14 protein-coding genes and 2 tRNA genes are annotated in these 15,851 nt (G+C 75.4%); 6 read left to right on the top strand and 10 right to left on the bottom strand.

The genetic code is table 11. From position 1 onward, the window contains the following. Positions 1 to 768, bottom strand: coding sequence for an SGNH/GDSL hydrolase family protein (locus tag GA0070558_RS04565; RefSeq protein WP_091276057.1), 768 nt, complete (start codon positions 766 to 768; stop codon positions 1 to 3). A gap of 218 nt (positions 769 to 986) precedes the next feature. On the opposite strand from GA0070558_RS04565, the gene GA0070558_RS04560 reads away from it, so the two are divergent. The 4 genes from GA0070558_RS04560 to GA0070558_RS04545 all read left to right on the top strand — a co-directional run bounded on the left by GA0070558_RS04560 (position 987) and on the right by GA0070558_RS04545 (position 4,438). Continuing rightward, positions 987 to 2,756 (top strand): proline--tRNA ligase, encoded by a 1,770-nt coding sequence (locus tag GA0070558_RS04560; RefSeq protein WP_091276055.1) that lies wholly within the window; start codon positions 987 to 989, stop codon positions 2,754 to 2,756. Between the two features lie 58 nt (positions 2,757 to 2,814). Further along, positions 2,815 to 3,240 (top strand): CBS domain-containing protein, encoded by a 426-nt coding sequence (locus GA0070558_RS04555; protein WP_091276051.1) that lies wholly within the window; start codon positions 2,815 to 2,817, stop codon positions 3,238 to 3,240. A gap of 122 nt (positions 3,241 to 3,362) precedes the next feature. Then, complete coding sequence (locus GA0070558_RS04550; protein WP_077935383.1) at positions 3,363 to 3,791, top strand: SufE family protein; 429 nt, start codon at positions 3,363 to 3,365, stop codon at positions 3,789 to 3,791. 20 nt (positions 3,792 to 3,811) lie between these two features. Then, the gene (locus tag GA0070558_RS04545) at positions 3,812 to 4,438 is read left to right on the top strand and encodes a DsbA family oxidoreductase (protein WP_091276048.1); all 627 of its coding nucleotides are present in this window, start codon (positions 3,812 to 3,814) and stop codon (positions 4,436 to 4,438) included. 69 nt (positions 4,439 to 4,507) lie between these two features. Here the strand turns inward: GA0070558_RS04545 and GA0070558_RS04540 are convergent, their stop codons facing one another. The 4 genes from GA0070558_RS04540 to GA0070558_RS04525 all read right to left on the bottom strand — a co-directional run bounded on the left by GA0070558_RS04540 (position 4,508) and on the right by GA0070558_RS04525 (position 7,576). Further along, positions 4,508 to 5,068, bottom strand: coding sequence for a YbaK/EbsC family protein (locus GA0070558_RS04540; RefSeq protein WP_091276044.1), 561 nt, complete (start codon positions 5,066 to 5,068; stop codon positions 4,508 to 4,510). Positions 5,069 to 5,280: 212 nt separating this feature from the next. Further along, positions 5,281 to 5,475, bottom strand: coding sequence for a hypothetical protein (locus GA0070558_RS04535; RefSeq protein ID WP_074475710.1), 195 nt, complete (start codon positions 5,473 to 5,475; stop codon positions 5,281 to 5,283). Between the two features lie 158 nt (positions 5,476 to 5,633). Beyond that, positions 5,634 to 7,094 carry an MFS transporter gene (locus GA0070558_RS04530; protein ID WP_439709565.1) on the bottom strand — a complete coding sequence of 487 codons (1,461 nt, stop codon included), beginning with the start codon at positions 7,092 to 7,094 and terminating at the stop codon, positions 5,634 to 5,636. A 221-nt stretch (positions 7,095 to 7,315) separates the two neighbouring features. Beyond that, complete coding sequence (locus tag GA0070558_RS04525) at positions 7,316 to 7,576, bottom strand: hypothetical protein (protein WP_176734101.1); 261 nt, start codon at positions 7,574 to 7,576, stop codon at positions 7,316 to 7,318. A 248-nt stretch (positions 7,577 to 7,824) separates the two neighbouring features. Between GA0070558_RS04525 and GA0070558_RS04520 the strand changes: the two genes are divergently transcribed. Next, on the top strand, positions 7,825 to 12,303 hold the full coding sequence (locus tag GA0070558_RS04520) for a cation-translocating P-type ATPase (RefSeq protein WP_091276037.1): 4,479 nt from the start codon (positions 7,825 to 7,827) through the stop codon (positions 12,301 to 12,303). Positions 12,304 to 12,374: 71 nt separating this feature from the next. On the opposite strand, the gene GA0070558_RS04515 is transcribed toward GA0070558_RS04520, so the two are convergent. Further along, positions 12,375 to 13,340, bottom strand: a complete 966-nt coding sequence (locus tag GA0070558_RS04515) for an L-threonylcarbamoyladenylate synthase (RefSeq protein ID WP_091276278.1) — start codon at positions 13,338 to 13,340, stop codon at positions 12,375 to 12,377. A 103-nt stretch (positions 13,341 to 13,443) separates the two neighbouring features. Between GA0070558_RS04515 and GA0070558_RS04510 the strand changes: the two genes are divergently transcribed. Beyond that, positions 13,444 to 14,211 carry an HAD-IA family hydrolase gene (locus GA0070558_RS04510; RefSeq protein WP_091276034.1) on the top strand — a complete coding sequence of 256 codons (768 nt, stop codon included), beginning with the start codon at positions 13,444 to 13,446 and terminating at the stop codon, positions 14,209 to 14,211. Positions 14,212 to 14,220: 9 nt separating this feature from the next. Here GA0070558_RS04510 and GA0070558_RS04505 read toward each other — a convergent pair whose 3' ends face one another. The 4 genes from GA0070558_RS04505 to GA0070558_RS04495 all read right to left on the bottom strand — a co-directional run bounded on the left by GA0070558_RS04505 (position 14,221) and on the right by GA0070558_RS04495 (position 15,837). Next, on the bottom strand, positions 14,221 to 15,456 hold the full coding sequence (locus GA0070558_RS04505; RefSeq protein WP_141722162.1) for an erythromycin esterase family protein: 1,236 nt from the start codon (positions 15,454 to 15,456) through the stop codon (positions 14,221 to 14,223). Between the two features lie 19 nt (positions 15,457 to 15,475). Continuing rightward, positions 15,476 to 15,548 (bottom strand) — tRNA-Ala (locus tag GA0070558_RS04500). A 43-nt stretch (positions 15,549 to 15,591) separates the two neighbouring features. Next, positions 15,592 to 15,720: a DLW-39 family protein gene (locus GA0070558_RS33805; RefSeq protein ID WP_218106962.1), complete on the bottom strand. Its 129-nt coding sequence runs from the start codon at positions 15,718 to 15,720 to the stop codon at positions 15,592 to 15,594. A gap of 43 nt (positions 15,721 to 15,763) precedes the next feature. Further along, a tRNA-Ile gene (locus GA0070558_RS04495) sits at positions 15,764 to 15,837 on the bottom strand. Positions 15,838 to 15,851 lie beyond the last annotated feature (14 nt).

Genomic DNA, 15,851 nt, shown 5'->3' with positions numbered 1-15,851 from the left:
TCAGTCGGCGACCGGGCCGAGCACCGGCCGCTTCGCCGTGACGGTGTCGCCGGACGAGCGGCCGGTGAGCCGGCGCTTGACCCACGGGGCGAGGTGCCGGCCAGCCCAGCGCAGGTCGGCGGCGCGGGCGGCCAGCCACGGCGTCGGCGCGGGGTGCGGCGGGACCAGCAGCCAGTCCTCGTCGCAGCCGACGCCGAGGGCGGTCAGCACCTGCCCGGCGACCCGCCGGTGCCCCGCCGCCGACAGGTGCAGCCGGTCGGTGCTCCACAGCATCGGATTGAGGAAGGTGTCGTCGGCGTAGAGGTCGACCAGGATCGCGCCGTGCCGCTCGGCGGTCTCCCCGACGGCCCGGTTGAGCAGGTGCACCCGGGGCGCGACGAGCCGCTGCCCGGGCAGCCGGGCCATCACGTCGGCGAACCGGAACAGCAGCACGTCCGCGCCACCGGAACGGAGCTGCCGGACCACGTCGTCGAAGCGGGCCACCAGCGCGTCCGGGTCGAAGGTGCGGCGCAGCACGTCGTTGCCGCCGGCCGCGAAGCTGATCAGGTCGGGCTTCATCGACAGCGCGGCCGGCACCTGCTCGGCCACCACGTTGGGGAAGAGCCGACCCCGGATCGCCAGGTTCGCGTACTGGAAGTCGGGGCCGGCACCGGCGGCGAGCCGGGTGGCCACCAGGTCCGCCCAGCCCCGGTAGGTGCCGTCCGGGTACGCGTCGTCCATGCCCTCGGTGAAGCTGTCCCCCACCGCCACGAAACTGCGCCAGCCCACCGAACCCTCCGCCTTGCCAGCAAGGAAGGGCCCCCTGTTAACGCATCCGGTTGTAAAGGGGCCCCTGCTTAACGTCAGACAGTCTGGCACCGGCCACCCGCGCACATCGTCCCGGCACCGGGAACGTGAGGGAGTTCATCGACCGCGAGGACGCCTCCGGTCGGCCGCGCCGGTAAACCGCGTCGCCCGGCCGGTCACCGCGGCCGTACGCTGCGCTGATGTTGTTGCGCATGTCGACCCTGCTGCTGCGGACCCTGCGTGAGGACCCGGCGGACGCGGAGGTGCCGAGCCACCGGCTCCTGCTGCGCGCCGGCTACGTCCGTCGCGCCGCACCGGGCGGCTACACCTGGCTGCCGCTGGGCAAGCTGGTGCTGGACCGGGTGACCGAGATCGTCCGGGGCGAGATGACCGCCATCGGCGACCAGGAGGTGCACTTCCCGGCGCTGCTGCCGGCCGAGCCCTACCGCACCAGCGGCCGGTGGGCCGAGTACGGCGACGACATCTTCACCCTCGCCGACCGCCGGGGCGCCGAGCACCTGCTCGCCCCGACCCACGAGGAGCTGGCCGCGCTGCTGGTGAAGGACCTGTTCACGTCCTACCGGGACTTCCCGGTGACGGTGTTCCAGGTGCAGACGAAGTTCCGCGACGAGGCCCGCCCCCGCGCCGGGCTGCTCCGCGGGCGCGAGTTCCTGATGAAGGACGCGTACTCGTTCGACCTGGACGACGCCGGGCTCCAGGCCGCCTACGACCGGCACCGCGAGGCGTACCGACGCGTCTTCACCCGGCTCGGGCTGGACTTCACCGTGGTCCGCGCGACGTCCGGGGCGATGGGCGGGTCGGCGTCGGAGGAGTTCCTGGCCGCCACGGACGTCGGCGAGGACACCTTCGTCGGCTGCACCGCCTGCGACTACGCCGCCAACACCGAGGCGGTCGTCACCCGGCCCCCGGCGGCCGGCGACCCCGACGCGCAGCCGGCGTCGGCCGTGCACGACACCCCGGAGACGCCGACCATCGCCGCGCTGGTGGGCCTGGCGAACACCCGCCGGCTCGCCGGCCGCGCCGACTGGACGGCCGCCGACACCCTGAAGAACGTCGTGCTGACCGTACGCCGGCCGGGCGCGGCCGAGGCCGAGCTGCTGGTGGTGGGGCTGCCCGGGGACCGCGAGGTGGACCTGAAGCGGCTCGGGGCGGCGCTCGCCCCGGCCACCGTGGCGGTCTTCGACGACTGGGCCGCCCACCCGGAGCTGGTACGCGGGTACATCGGGCCGCAGCGGCTGGCCGGGCTGGGCGTCCGCTACCTCGTCGACCCCCGGGTGGTCCCCGGGACGGCCTGGCTGACCGGGGCCGACGAGCCGGGCCGGCACGCCACCGACGTGGTCTGCGGCCGGGACTTCACCCCGGACGGCACCGTCGAGGCGGCCGAGGTGCGGCCGGGCGACCCGTGCCCGGCGTGCGCCTCCGGCGCGCTGACGATGCGGCGCGGGATCGAGGTCGGGCACATCTTCCAGCTCGGCCGGCGCTACACCGACGCGTTCGCCGTCGACGTGCTCGGCCCGGCCGGCAAGCCGGTCCGCCCCACCATGGGCTGCTACGGCATCGGGGTGTCCCGGGCGGTCGCCGCGATCGCCGAGCAGCACCACGACGACCGGGGCCTGGTGTGGCCGGCGGCGGTCGCGCCGTGCGACGTACACCTGGTGGCGGCCGGGAAGGGGCCGCAGCTCGACGCGGCGCTGGAGCTGGGCGGACGTCTCGCCGCCGCCGGCCTGCGGGTGCTGGTCGACGACCGCACGCACGTCTCCGCCGGGGTGAAGTTCACCGACGCCGAGCTGATCGGTGTCCCGCGCGCCGTCGTGGTCGGCCGCCGTCTCGCCGACGGGTACGTCGAGCTGCGCGACCGGGCCACCGGCGAGCGGACCGAGCTGCCGCTGGCGGGGCTGGTGGACCGGCTGCGCGACGAGGCGCTGCGTGCCCGGGGCGATCTGGTGTAGCGGGCGGCGCACTGGGTACCGGTTACCGATCGGCACAGGTGTGTATTCGGAGGCTCCCATGACCGGTTACCGGGTCAGCGACGTGATGACGAGGCAGGTGGTCTACCTGCCCGCGGAGACCACCCTGGACGAGGCGGCCAGGGTGATGAAGGAGGCGGACATCGGCGACGTCGTGGTCACCGACGGCGCGAGCCTCGCCGGCATGCTGACCGACCGCGACATCGTGGTCCGGGCGGTGGCCGAGCGCAGCGATCCGGCGACCACCACGATCGGTTCGGTCATCACCCGCGAGGTGGTGATGATCGAGCAGCACGCCACCGCCGGGGAGGCGGCGTCGCTGATGCGGGAACGCGGCATCCGGCGCATCCTCGTGTGCGACGGCGAACGCAGGCTCGTCGGCATCGTCTCCCTCGGCGACCTGGCCATGCAGCTCGACCCCAACTCGGCGCTGAGCGACATCAGCGAGCAGGCCCCGACCGCGTGAAAGGAGGGGCCCCCTGTTAACGCCTCCGGTAGAGCAGGGGCCCCTTCTTAACCGTGCGGTTGACCGCGTCGACCCGTCGGTAGCAAAGCGGGACGCCGATCCACCGCCGGTAGCCTGAACGGATGCCCGAGATGCCGACCAAGCTGGCCGAGATCGTCGACGAGTTCGCCGCAGCCCCCCGCGACGTGGTGCTGGAGATGCTGCTGGAATACGCCGACGTCATCCCGCCGCTGCCCGGGGAACTCGCCGGCCGGGAGGGCATGGAGCAGGTCCCCGAGTGCCAGACCGCGTTCTTCCTGCGGGCCGAGGTGAACCCGGACCGGACGGTGACCACCTGGTTCGACTGCCCGCCGGAGGCGCCGACGACGCGCGCCTTCGCCGGCATCCTCGCCGAGGGGTTGTCCGGGGCGAGCGCCGACGAGGTGCTCGCCGTACCGGACGACCTCTACCAGCGGATGGGGTTGGCGCAGGCGATCAGCCCGCTGCGGGTCCGGGGCGGCACGGCCATCCTGGCCCGGCTCAAGCGCCAGGTCCGGGAACAGATCTCCTGATCGACGGGTTGTCGCTGGTCATGGAGATCGAGATCTACGCCGACGTCGTCTGCCCCTGGTGCTGGATCGGCAAGCGCCGGCTCGAACAGGCACTGGAGTCGTACGGCGGTGAGGTGACCGTCCGGTACCGGCCGTTCCAGCTCGACCCGTCGCCGGTTTCCGAGCCGAAGCCGCTGGTGGAGGCGCTGGCCGCGAAGTTCGGCGGCCGGGAGCGGGCGGAGGGCATGTTCACCCAGGTGACCCGGGTCGCCGCCGGCGTGGGGCTCGACATGCGCTTCGACCGCGCGGTGCACGCCAACACCTTCGAGGCGCACCGGCTGATCCGGTTCGCCGCCGAGCGGGGCCGCTCCGCCGAGCTGGTCGAGGCGCTCTACCGGGCGCACTTCGCCGACGGCGTCGACATCGGCGCGCGGGACGTCCTGGTCAAGCTGGCCGCCGGGGTCGGCCTGGACGAGGTCGAGGCCCGGGACTACCTGGAGTCGAACCTCGGCCGCCGCGAGGTGGCTGCCGACCTGACCACCGCGCGCGAGCTCGGTGTCTCCAGCGTGCCGACCTTCGTGCTGGCCGGGAAGTACGTCGTCACCGGCGCCCAGGAGCCGGAGACCCTGCTCGCCGCCCTGCGCGAGGTCGAACAGCGCGAAGCCTGACGCGTCGGGGCCACGATCCGGGCAGCAAACGATCGGCGTCGATCACGTTCCACGTGAAACGACATCGATCTACGCCGTGGGCTGGGCGGGCCTGGCCAGCCCCTCCACCACCCGCGCACCGGGAAGCGCGCCGAGCGCCGGTCCCGGCAGGGCGATCTTGCTGTGCCGCACGCCGGAGCCGACGATCACGTACGGAGCGGCGACCACCCGCGCGTCGACCAGGATCGGCCAGTCCCCGGGCAGCCCGATCGGGGTGATCCCGCCGTACTCCATGCCCGTCAGCTCCACCGCCTCGGCCATCGGGGCGAAGCTCGCCTTGCGTACGTCCAGCGCCCTGCGGGCCACCCCGTTGACGTCGGCCCGGGTGGTGGCGAGGACGATGCAGGCGGCGTACCGGATCTCGCTCCCGCGCTTCCCGGCGATCACCACGCAGTTCGCCGACACCTCCAGTCCCACCCCGTACGCGGCGCAGAACTCGGCGGTGTCCGCGAGGCTCGCGTCGATCGGCGCGACCAGCACCTGGTCGACGTCCACCGGAGCGTCGGCGGGCCACTGCCCGAGCGCGGCGGCCACCGGGGGTGCCAGCAGGTCCGATCGGCTCCGGGCGGGCTCGGTCTTCAGCGTTCCCATCACGGCTGCGATCCTCGCACCCCCGGACGCCACCCGCTCGCGGGACGCCCACCGCAGGTGGCCGGGCCCACGCCCAGGCGAGGCCGGACCGACGATGCCGGTGTTACCACCTCGGGGCCGGCCCAGCCCCGTGCCCGGGCCGGCCCCGAGGTGCGTCCCCCGCCCCGCCGGGGGAGTCGTCCGGCCCCGTCCCCGTGGGGACCGGTGCCGGGTCAGCCGTTCGCGACGAACGGGTTCTCCCGGACGAACGTCCGGTCCTGCGCGGCGGCGACCTCCTGGGAGCGCAGCAGGCCGGGCCGGCGGGCCTCCAGGTCTTCGAGGGCGTGCCGTACGGCGAGCCGGATCACCCCGTAGAGGAAGACGAAGCCGGCGACGTAGAGGATCACGGTGGAGACGAGGACCAACATGGCGTCACGGTAGGCAGACGTCGAACGGGGAGACTTCTCATCTACGGTCGGTTCCCCCGTACGTGGCGGCGAGGTGGTCCGCCCACGTTCGGATGCCCGTCGGGGTCGCGGCGGCGGTGCCGCCGCCCGCGCCCGGCAGGGCTCGTCGCGCGCGAAGCTCACGGCCGGGGGCGCGCGGCCGGCCCCGCCGGGATCACCCGGCCGGCGAGCAGGACGCCCAGCCCGGCCAGGCCGGCCGCCAGCACCAGGGTCACCGCGTAGCTCGACCGGCCGGGGGTGGTGCCCGCCGCGAGCACCGCGCCGGTCAACGCCAGCACGGTCGCCGCGAAGAGCGAGTCGCCCAGTTGCAGAGAGGAGCTGTTGCGGCCCTGCTCGCCGGGGGCGGACAGCTCCAGGGTGAGCACCGACAGCGACGGGTAGAGCAGCCCCATCCCGAGCCCGGCGGCGGCCCAGCCGAGCACGCACACCGGCAGCGGCACCGCCGGCCACACCGCGAGCGCCACCGTGGCGGTCCCGCCGGTGATGCAGGCGAGCCCGGCGCGGACCAGCGTGGCGGAGGACCGGGGCGCGAGCCGGTCCCGCAGCCCGGCCAGGAAACCGCGCCGGGTCGCCGATGCGGTGCCCGGCACTGCGGCGCCGGGCGCGGGCAGCCGGCCCTGCAACCAGGACCCGGCCGACCAGGAGAGCGCGCCGACGGTCAGGACCAGGCCCGCGCCGGTCGGCGTGAGCCCGCGCTCCCGGGACAGCATCAGCGGGATCACCACCTCGGCACCGGCGAACGCGGCCGAGGCCAGCCCCCGCAGCCCCACCACCGTGGGCAGGCCCCGGCCGGCCCGCAGGAAGCCGGCCGGCAGCAGGCGCGGGGCGCAGCAGAACAGGCCCGCGAGCGCGGCACCGACCAGGCCGACCGCGAGCACGCCGCGCTGCTGCCCCCCGTAGTGCAGCAGTGCGGCGCTCGCCCCCGCCCCGAAGGCCCAGCCGACCCGGGCCGCCGCGCCGGCCGACGGCCGGACGACGGCGGACGGAGCGAGGCTGCGCAGGCCCGGCTGGACGAGCAGCAGCGCCGGCACCGCCACCGCCGGCACCGCCAGGAAGACCCACCGCCAGCCGAGGTACTCGACGACCAGCCCGGCGATCGCCGGGCCGACCAGCGACGGGATGACCCAGGCGGCCGCGAACGCGGCGAAGATCCGCCGGTGCAGCGCCTCCGGGTACGCCCGCCCGACCACCACGTAGAGGGCCACCGACAGCAGGCCCGAGCCGAAGCCCTGCACCATCCGGCCCGCCACGAGCACGCCCATCGTCGACGCGGAGCCGGCGACGAGCAGCCCGGCCACGAACCAGCCCACCCCGTGCCACACGGGTGCCCGGGGCCCCCGCGCGTCGCACCACACCCCGGAGACGACCATCCCCACCACGCCGGAGGCGAAGGCCCCGCCGAACGCGAGCCCGTAGAGGGACAGCCCGTCAAGGCTGCGGGCGACGGTGGGCATGGCCGTGCCGACGGCCAGCGCCTCGAAGGCCAGCAGCGACACCAGTGCCACCACGCCCACCGTCATGGCGCGCAGCGCGGGGGCGAACAGGTGCCCCGGGGCGGCCGGGGGCGCGACGGCGGTCACCGCCGACCGGCCGTGCGGAAGACCCACGCCGGTGGCGCAACCGGGGGCTTCCGCCGCCGCCCGCCGGCCGGGCGTTCCCGGCTCACCTCGATCCTCAGCAGTTCGATCAGCATGCGCCCAGCCTGCGACCTCAACCCGGATTCAGGTCAAGCCGGACGTGACCGGGCTCTCACCCCGCGCGATCGGGCCGCACCCACCCCTGCTCGACGCGCCGCAGGGGATCAGGCGGACTCCAGCGCCTCGCCGACCCCCCTCGCCAGCCCGGACAGGTGCTGGTCGGCGAGCAGGTGCCCGGCGGTGATGACCAGCGCGAGCGGCCACTCGATGACCTGGAGCGCGGCGAGCACCCCGAGGCCCGCGTAGTAGGCCACCTTGTCGGGCGGCGGCACGGCGACCTCGCCCAGCATCGGCACCTCCACCCGGCGGCTGTACGTCCGCACCATCTCGTGCGCCCCGCTGAGGTGTCGCGTGATCGTGCTCATCCCGGCCTCCCCTGTGTCGTCCGCGCTGGCCATGACCCGAGCCGCGTTCCACCGTCGGCCCCGTCCATGCCAGGGACGGAGGAACTTCTCCGGCCAACGCCGAGAAATTCCCGGACGAAGGGGGCATGACGCCCGAGCGGGCGGGAAGTCAGCCCGCCGGGACCGAGCGTGGGAGGCGAGATGGCGTACGGCGGGAGCTGCGGCGGCACGGGGAAAGCCGGCCGGCGGCGCTCCGGCCGTACCGCTCGATGACCTCGCTGGGCCGGCTCGCCGGCCGCCTCCTGCCGTCGGTGACGATGCCCCTGGTCGGCGACGTGTCCCGGACGGTGCCGCACCTGGTGGGCGACGCCTCCCGCAGCGTCGGCGTCGCCGCGACCCGGCTGGCCCGGTCGGCCGGCCTGACCAGTCGCCGGGTCTGGTCCCGGCCGGGTCGGCACCACATCGAGGTGCACGGCGTCGGCCAGGACGGCGGCGACCGGCTCGCCCGCCAGGTGGAACGCACGCTGGAACGGCTGCCCGGGGTGACCTGGGCCCGGGTGAACGCCGCCTCCGGCCGCGTGGTCGTGGCCGTCGAGGAACCGGAACCGAAACTGCGCGACCTCATCACCACGATCGCCCGCTGCGAACGCACCTGCGACCACGAGCCCGACCCGGAGATCCCGCCCCCGCACCCGCCCGAGGACGGGCCGCGCACCCCCCGCACCCTCGGTGCGCTCGCCTCGGACGCGCTCGGCCTGACCATCTCGGCGGCCACCCGGATCCTGCCGTTCACCCCGGTCCCGGGCGAGGTGTCCGGCCTGCTCACCGCCGTCGACCTGCACCCCAGGCTGCACGCCCTCGCCGGCCGGGGACTGCGCGCCGACCCCCGCGCCGACATCCTCTTCCCGCTCGCCGAGGCGGTCGTGCAGGGCCTCACCGGCGGCTGGGCCGGGATCGTGCTGGACGGCGCGCAGCGCGTCGTGCAGTGGGGCGAGGCCCGCGCCCAGCTCACGGCCTGGTCGAAGGCGGAGCCCCGGCTCACCGGCGACCCGGACCGGGCCGTCGCCCGGGTCCCGACGGCGCAACGCCCGAACCCGAAGCCGGACGGTCCCGCCGAACGCTTCGTCGCCCGGATGCTGGCGGCCGGCGCGGCGGCCGGCGCGGCGGCGATCCCGGTGGTCGGGGGCAAGCGGGCCGCCGCGCTCGGGCTCTCCAGCCTGCCCAAGGCACCGGGCAGCGGCCGTGAGGGGTACGCCGCCCAACTCGGTCGCATGCTCGCCCGGCGCGGCGTGATCGCCATGGACCGCAGCGTGCTGCGGGAACTCGACCGGATCGACACGGTGGTGCTGGACACCGCCGTGCTCGGCTCGCAGCGGGCGGTCCTCGCCGACCTCGCCCCGCTGTCCGGGGCGGACACCGGGCAGGTGGCCGCCCGCGCCTTCGCGCTGTTCGACCCGGCCGCCCCCGGCCAGGTGCAGCAGGCCGACGGGTGGCGGCTCGGCCCGCTGGACGACGTCGGCGCGACCGACCCGGGCGACACCGACGACAGCCGGCGGCTGCGCTCCGGCGGCGGCACGCTGCTCGGCCTCGCCGAGGCGGACCGCCTCGTCGCGCTGCTCCGGGTCGAACCGGAGCCCGCCCCCGGCGTGGACGCCCTGCCCACCGCCACCCGGCAGGCCGGCCTTCGGCTGGTGGTCGCCGGCAACGACGACGGCCGGTACGCCTTCGCCGACGCCGTCCTTCCCGGCGGCCCACGGACCGTCGACACCGTGCGTCAGTTGCAGCGCGACGGCGCGGTGGTGCTGCTGCTCTCCGCCGACCGGACGGCACTGGGGGCGTCCGACTGCGGGCTCGGGGTAGCCGGGCCCGACGACCTGCCGCCGTGGGGGGCGCACCTGCTGGTGGGCACCGACCTGCGGGTCGCCGCCCTGATCATCGAGGCGGCGGGGGTGGCCCGCCGGATGACCGCGCAGAACATCCGGCTGTCACTGGCCGGCACCGGGCTGGGGGCGCTCGGCGCGTTCACCGCCGACCCCCGGCAGCTGCCGGGCCGGACGCTGGCCGCCGTGAACGGGGCCGCCGCGCTGGCCTTCCTGCACGGGGTGTGGCGGGCGGGCCGGCTGCCGGACCGGACGGACACCGCGCCGCCGGCCCCGACGGCGTGGCACCTGATGCCGACCGACGCGGTGCTGCGCCAGCTCGACACCGGCCCCGACGGGCTCGACGACGCCGAGGCGCAACGCCGCCTGGTCGGCCGCACCGGGGACACGCCGGGCCCGTCCGGGCTGCTCCGCGCGTTCGTCGACGAGCTGGCCAACCCGCTCACCCCCGTACTCGCCGCCGGTGCGGTGCTCTCCGCGAGCTTCGGCTCGCTGGTCGACGCGGCCCTCGTCGGCGGGGTGGTCGGCGGCTCCGCGCTGGTCGGGGCCGTCCACCAGCGCAACACCGAACGGTCGCTGGCCGAGCTGCTGTCCCGTTCCGCGGTCACCGCCCTGGTCCGTCGCGGCGGCACGGAACGGACCGTCGCCGCCGAGGAACTGGTCAGCGGGGACGTGATCGTCCTCGGGCCCGGCGACGCCGTACCGGCGGACTGCCGGGTGCTCGCCACCGACGGGTTGGAGGCCGACGAGTCGTCGCTGACCGGCGAGTCGCTGCCGGTGGGCAAGTCCGCCGACCCGGTGGTCGCCGCCGCCGTCGCCGACCGCCACTCCATGCTGTACGAGGGCACCACCATCGCCACCGGCCACGGCACCGCCGTCGTCGTCGCCACCGGCGCGGACACCGAGGCGGGACGCAGCCTGGCGCTGGCCCGGCAGTCGCCCCCGGCCAGCGGCGTGGAGGCCCGGCTCGGCAAGCTCACCAGGTCGGCCGTCCCGTTGGCCGCCGGGTCGGCGGTGGCGGTGGCCGGGGCGGGGCTGCTGCGCGGCGTACCCCTGGCGGAGACGGCGGCGACCGCCGCGAACCTGGCGGTGGCGTCGGTGCCGGAGGGCCTGCCGTTCCTGGTCAGCGCGGCCCAGCTCGCCGCCGCCCGGCGGCTGGCCGAGCACGGCGCGCTGGTCCGCAACCCGCGCACCATCGAGGCGCTGGGCCGCGTCGACGTGCTGTGCTTCGACAAGACCGGCACCCTCACCGAGGGCAAGTTGCTGCTCGCCGGCGTCGGCGACGGCAGCGGCACCCGGTACGCCGCGCCGGAGGGGCTGGACGGTGCGCTGCGACGGACCCTGGCCGCCGCGCTGCGCGCCACCCCGGCCGGCGAACCGGACGAGCTGCCCCAGCAGACCGACCGGGCGGTACGCCGGGGCGCGGCGGCGGCCGGGGTCGACGAGCGGACCGGCGCCGACGGCTGGCAGGCGGCGGGCGGCCTGCCGTTCGAGCCGTCGCGGGGCTACCACGCCACCGTCGGCCGGGCCGGAGGCGGGCTGCTGCTCAGCGTCAAGGGCGCCCCGGAGACGGTGGTGCCCCGCTGCGCCGCCCGGCGCACCGCCGACGGGCACGACCGGCCGCTGGACGACGCCGGCCGGGCCGAGCTGCACCGGATGCTCGCCGAGCGGGCCGGCGCAGGGCACCGCGTCCTGGCCGTCGCCGAGCGTCCCGTCACCGCCGAGACCGTGACCGACGACGACGTGACGGGCCTCGTCTTCGTCGGCCTGCTGGCGATCGCCGACGGGGTACGCGAGTCCGCCGCGCCCGCCGTGCGCCGGATCCGGCAGGCCGGCGTGCACACCATCATGATCACCGGGGACCATCCGGCGACGGCCGAGGCGATCGCCGCCACCATCAGCCCCGACCACGGCGAGCAGCGGGTGGCCACCGCCACCGAGCTGGACCGCCTCGACGACGACGCGCTCGCCGAACGGCTGACCCGCATCGACGTGGTGGCCCGCTGCACCCCGGCCCACAAGGTACGCATCATCCAGGCGTTGCAGCGCAACGGGCGGACCGTGGCGATGACCGGCGACGGGGCCAACGACGCCCCGGCGATCCGACTCGCCGACGTCGGCATCGCCCTCGGCCAGCGGGGCACCCCCGCCGCCCGCGCCGCCGCCGACCTGGTGGTCACCGACGACCGGCTGGAGACCATCATCGCCACCCTCGTCGAGGGTCGGGCCATGTGGTCGTCCGTCCGACACGCGCTGAGCATCCTCGTCGGCGGCAACCTCGGCGAGATCGCGTTCAGCGTGCTCAGCGCCGCCAGCACCGGCCGGTCGGCGCTCAACGGGCGGCAGCTGCTCCTGGTCAACCTGCTCACCGACCTGGCACCGGCGCTGGCCATCGCCGTCCGGCCACCCGCCGACGGCCACGCCGACCACCTGCTGCGGGAGGGCCCGGACAGCTCGCTCGGCGAGACGCTGACCCGGGAGATAGCGCTGCGGGCGGCGTCCACCACGCTGGGCGCGACGGTGGGCTGGACGCTCGCCCGTTACACGGGGCGACGACGGCGGGCCGGTACGGTCGCGCTCGCCTCGCTCGTCGGCACCCAGCTCGGGCAGACCGTGCTGGCCGGCGGCACCAGCCCCACGGTGCTCGTGTCGACCGCCGCCTCCGTCGGGGCGCTGGTGCTCGTGGTGCAGACGCCGGGGGTCAGCCAGTTCTTCGGCTGCACCCCGCTCGGGCCGGTCGGCTGGAGCATCGCGGCGGGATCGGCGCTCGGCGCGACCCTGGCCAACGGCACCCTCACCCGCCTGCTGGGTAAGGAAGGGCCCCTTGTTAACGCCTCCGGTAGAGAAGGGTCCCCTTCTCACACCTGAACCGCAGCGCGCACGGCCGGGCTGGGCGGGCGGGGGCGGGCGGGGCCGGGGCCGGGGCCGGACCGCCCGCGTCAGGCGTCCGACCGCCAGGTCGCCGCCGCCCGGCCCAGCCGGTCGTTGACCGCCCGCCCCACCCCGACGTCCGGCACCCGCTCCGCGACGATCTCCGTGACCCCGGCCGCGTCGAGTCGATGCAGCGCGTCGAAGAGCCGGGCCGCCGCCACCGTCAGGTCACCCCCGGGCGACAGCACCTCGACCGCGGCCCAGTCGCCGCCCGCCGGTCGTTCCCGGAAGGCCAGCAGGCCCCGCCGGGTGCCGTCGCCGGCCGTCGTCTCCGCCCCACCTGCCACCCGCAACGGGGTACGCGGGGCGTAGTGCGCGGCCAGCGTCCCGGGTGCCACCGGCTGGCCGGAACTGCCCGGGCGTACGGTCACCGGGCCCACCGCCTCGACCAGGGTCTCCACCGGCAGCGCGCCGAGCCGCAGCACCACCGGCCGCCCGCCCCGGGCGTCCACGATGGTCGACTCGATGCCGCAGCGGGTCGGCCCGCCGTCGAGCACCACGTCGACCGCGCCGCCCAGCCCCGCCACCACGTGCTCGGCCCGGGTGGGGCTGAGCTGCCCGAACCGGTTGGCGCTCGGCGCGGCCACCGGCACCCCCGCCGCCGCGATCAGCGCCCGCGCGGACGCCTCGTCCGGCACCCGCACGGCCATCGTCTCCAGCCCCGAGGTGACGATCGGCGGGATGGCGGCGGGACGGTCCACGATCAGCGTCAGCGGCCCCGGCCAGAACCGCTCGGCCAGCGCCGCCACCGCCTCGGGCACGGGCCCCACCAGCCCGGCCAGGTCGGCCGCGTCGGCGAGGTGGGTGATCAGCGGGTCGAAGCTCGGCCGCTGCTTCGCCTCGAAGATCCGGGCCGCCGCGCGGGCGTCGAGGGCGTTCGCGCCCAGCCCGTAGACGGTCTCGGTGGGGAACGCCACCAGCCCCCCGGCCCGCAGGACCGAGGCAGCCTCGGCGATGCCGCTCTCGACGGGCAGGACGCGCGGAGATCCGGTGCTCACCCCCCGACGCTAACCTGCCCGTCCCGGGCGCACCGGCTCGCCCCTTCTCCTCTCCCCACCGGTACGGGAGGATGCGGGCATGCTCCGGACACCGCGTGCGCTCCTGCTCGACTTCGGCGGGGTCCTCGCGGACGCGCCACCGCAGCCACCGAACCCGCCCGAGCTGGTGCAACAGCTGTTCCGGCTCGTCGACGGCGCGGTCCCCGCCGAGCAGATCGCCCGCGACCTGACGGCCGGCGCCCACGCGTACGGGCGGTGGCGGGACGAGGAGAGCGCCGGGGAGCACCCCGTCGAGCTGGGCCACCGGCAGGTGTGGGCCAGGTTCGTCACCGGCGGCTGGCCGGCCCCGGCCCGGGCCGCCGTCGACCGGGAGGCAACCCCGCTGGCGTACGCGTGGACCTGGCACCAGCAGTGGGCCGTGCGCCCCGGCATCCCCGACGCCCTCGCCACCGCCACCCGCGCCGGCCTCCCGCTCGCGGTCGTCAGCAACACCACCTGCGGTGCCGCCCCACGCGACTTCCTGGCCGCCGCCGGCCTCGGCACACTGTTCACCGCGCAGCTCTACAGCGACGAGGCGGGCGTGCGTAAGCCGAACCCTGAGCTGGCCCGGCTCGCCGCCCAGGCGCTCGGCGTGCCGGTCGCCGACTGCTGGTTCGTCGGCGACAGCCGGCACCGCGACGTCGCCTGCGCCCGCCGCGCCGGAGCCGGGGCGGCGGTGCTGATGCGCTCACCGCGCACCGACCGCGAGGAGCGCCTGCCCGCGCTCGCCCCGGACGCCGTGGTCGAGGACGGCCACGGCCTGCTCGCGCTGCTCCGCGACGCCGGAGTCAGCGCCCCGGTCGGCTGACCAGCACCGTCATTCGTTCCGACGACCGGGCACGTCGCGCTCCGTGGCTGCCGAAAGTGGACGAACCGCGCTGATCGTGGGGACGACCGCAACGACGTCGAAACTGTCGCGGGGCGAGGGCAGGTCGAGGTAGTGCCTCTCGTCCTGCCCAGGGTCGTACACGCCAGAGACCACCCGGGTCCGCGCAGGTCGATCGAGCAGCGGCGCGACCTCGGTGGCAGCCGGCGAACGCAGGTCCACGATCCGCACGCCGCCCGCACCACGGGCCAGCAGCGCCCCTTCCAGCGAGTTCGGGCTCGGCTCGGGCAGGTCCATCCCCGGGATCCGCCCCCGGCCGAACGTGAGATGGACGGCGGCGTACCTGTCGGCGAGGGCAGCCCGAAGATGAGCGCCCAGCATCACCCCTCGGTGTGCGGCGACGTGCGCGCTGCCCTCCCAGAGGACGATGCGTTCGCCCGTCCGACGCTGATGCGCCAGGAGCCGATCGGCGGCGGAACGCTCCTCCCGGGCCACGTCGTGCCCCACACCGATGGCGTTGGCGTGGTGTTCCACGATCGCGTCGAGCATCAGCAGCACCTCGTCGCGATCGGGGCCGCCGTCGAGTGCGAGAACCAGATCGCGGGCGGTTCGGGCGAGGTCGACGAACGGCGTACCCGGGTGGGTGCCGTGTGCACGTTGGACGTGTTCGCCACTGTCGTGGGCGGTACGGATGACGTCGAACAGCTCCCCCACCCGCCTTGCCGTCGGCACGTCCAGCCGGGCAAGCAGCTCCACGGCGCGGTGGTAGTCGGCGGGCAGCACCCGCGACCCGCCGACAGCGATGACCCGCACCGGATCCGTCCGCCGCTGGTTGTGCCGGCGCAGCCAGCCGAGCGCCGCGCGCATCTCGGTCGTCCGCCACGGGCCCCACGCCTGGCCGAGCACCCCGTCGAGATCGATGTCCGCGCCCCGGACGAACTCGTCGTACAACTCGCCGACCCGCTGGTTGTCGAGCACCGCGACGACCCGGAACCCGCGACGGATCAGGGCGCGGGTCGTGTGTTCGACAAGGCCGAAGAGTTCGTGCGCCGCGCGGGTGGAGGTGCCCAACCCCACGACCGTAGCCGCGTCGACGAGGGAGGAAAGCTGCTGTCCGGCCCGCTGGAGATCGTCTGCCCGTTCGCTCATGTGACGAACCATCACAGTTGAACGTGCGTTGAGGTCAAGCCTGCGAACCTCGGGCCGGTGAGCAGTCACGGCGGCCACAACGCTGCACGACTTTGAGTGGAGCCCAGGGGACTCGAACCCCTAACCCCTGCCTTGCAAAGGCAGTGCTCTGCCAGTTGAGCTAGGGCCCCGAAGGCGGGCGGAACCGCCCGGAGCTGGCAGTCGAAGTGACGGTCAGCGCAGGTCGGGCGCGGTGGTCGCCTCGTGCCACAGGGCCCGCTCGTCGTTGGAGGCCTTGACCTTACGAGCGACCAGGGCAGCCACACCGAGGACGCCGGCCAGAATCAGAAGCTTCTTGAACATGGGGCGACCCCTTGCGCTCGACAGCCGTCGGAACGATGTGCGGTGGGGCTAGCTGGAATCGAACCAGCGACCTCAGAGTTATCAGCTCTGCGCTCTAACCGACTGAGCTATAGCCCCGCGTGGCGACGGCC

This window comes from Micromonospora haikouensis (assembly GCF_900091595.1).
GTDB classification, from domain to species: domain Bacteria; phylum Actinomycetota; class Actinomycetes; order Mycobacteriales; family Micromonosporaceae; genus Micromonospora; species Micromonospora haikouensis.
Note: the sequence above shows the minus strand (reverse complement) of the source record. Positions and strands in the feature narration are given on the sequence as shown.

Bases quoted from the DNA above. Each gene is read 5' to 3' on its own strand.
- GA0070558_RS33805 (WP_218106962.1), bottom strand. From the start codon at position 15,720: ATGTTCAAGAAGCTTCTGATTCTGGCCGGCGTCCTCGGTGTGGCTGCC.
- GA0070558_RS04520 (WP_091276037.1), top strand. From the start codon at position 7,825: ATGACCTCGCTGGGCCGGCTCGCCGGCCGCCTCCTGCCGTCGGTGACG.
- GA0070558_RS04545 (WP_091276048.1), top strand. From the start codon at position 3,812: ATGGAGATCGAGATCTACGCCGACGTCGTCTGCCCCTGGTGCTGGATC.
- GA0070558_RS04540 (WP_091276044.1), bottom strand. From the start codon at position 5,068: ATGGGAACGCTGAAGACCGAGCCCGCCCGGAGCCGATCGGACCTGCTG.
- GA0070558_RS04535 (WP_074475710.1), bottom strand. From the start codon at position 5,475: ATGTTGGTCCTCGTCTCCACCGTGATCCTCTACGTCGCCGGCTTCGTC.
- GA0070558_RS04555 (WP_091276051.1), top strand. From the start codon at position 2,815: ATGACCGGTTACCGGGTCAGCGACGTGATGACGAGGCAGGTGGTCTAC.
- GA0070558_RS04525 (WP_176734101.1), bottom strand. From the start codon at position 7,576: ATGAGCACGATCACGCGACACCTCAGCGGGGCGCACGAGATGGTGCGG.
- GA0070558_RS04550 (WP_077935383.1), top strand. From the start codon at position 3,363: ATGCCCGAGATGCCGACCAAGCTGGCCGAGATCGTCGACGAGTTCGCC.
- GA0070558_RS04510 (WP_091276034.1), top strand. From the start codon at position 13,444: ATGCTCCGGACACCGCGTGCGCTCCTGCTCGACTTCGGCGGGGTCCTC.
- GA0070558_RS04560 (WP_091276055.1), top strand. From the start codon at position 987: ATGTTGTTGCGCATGTCGACCCTGCTGCTGCGGACCCTGCGTGAGGAC.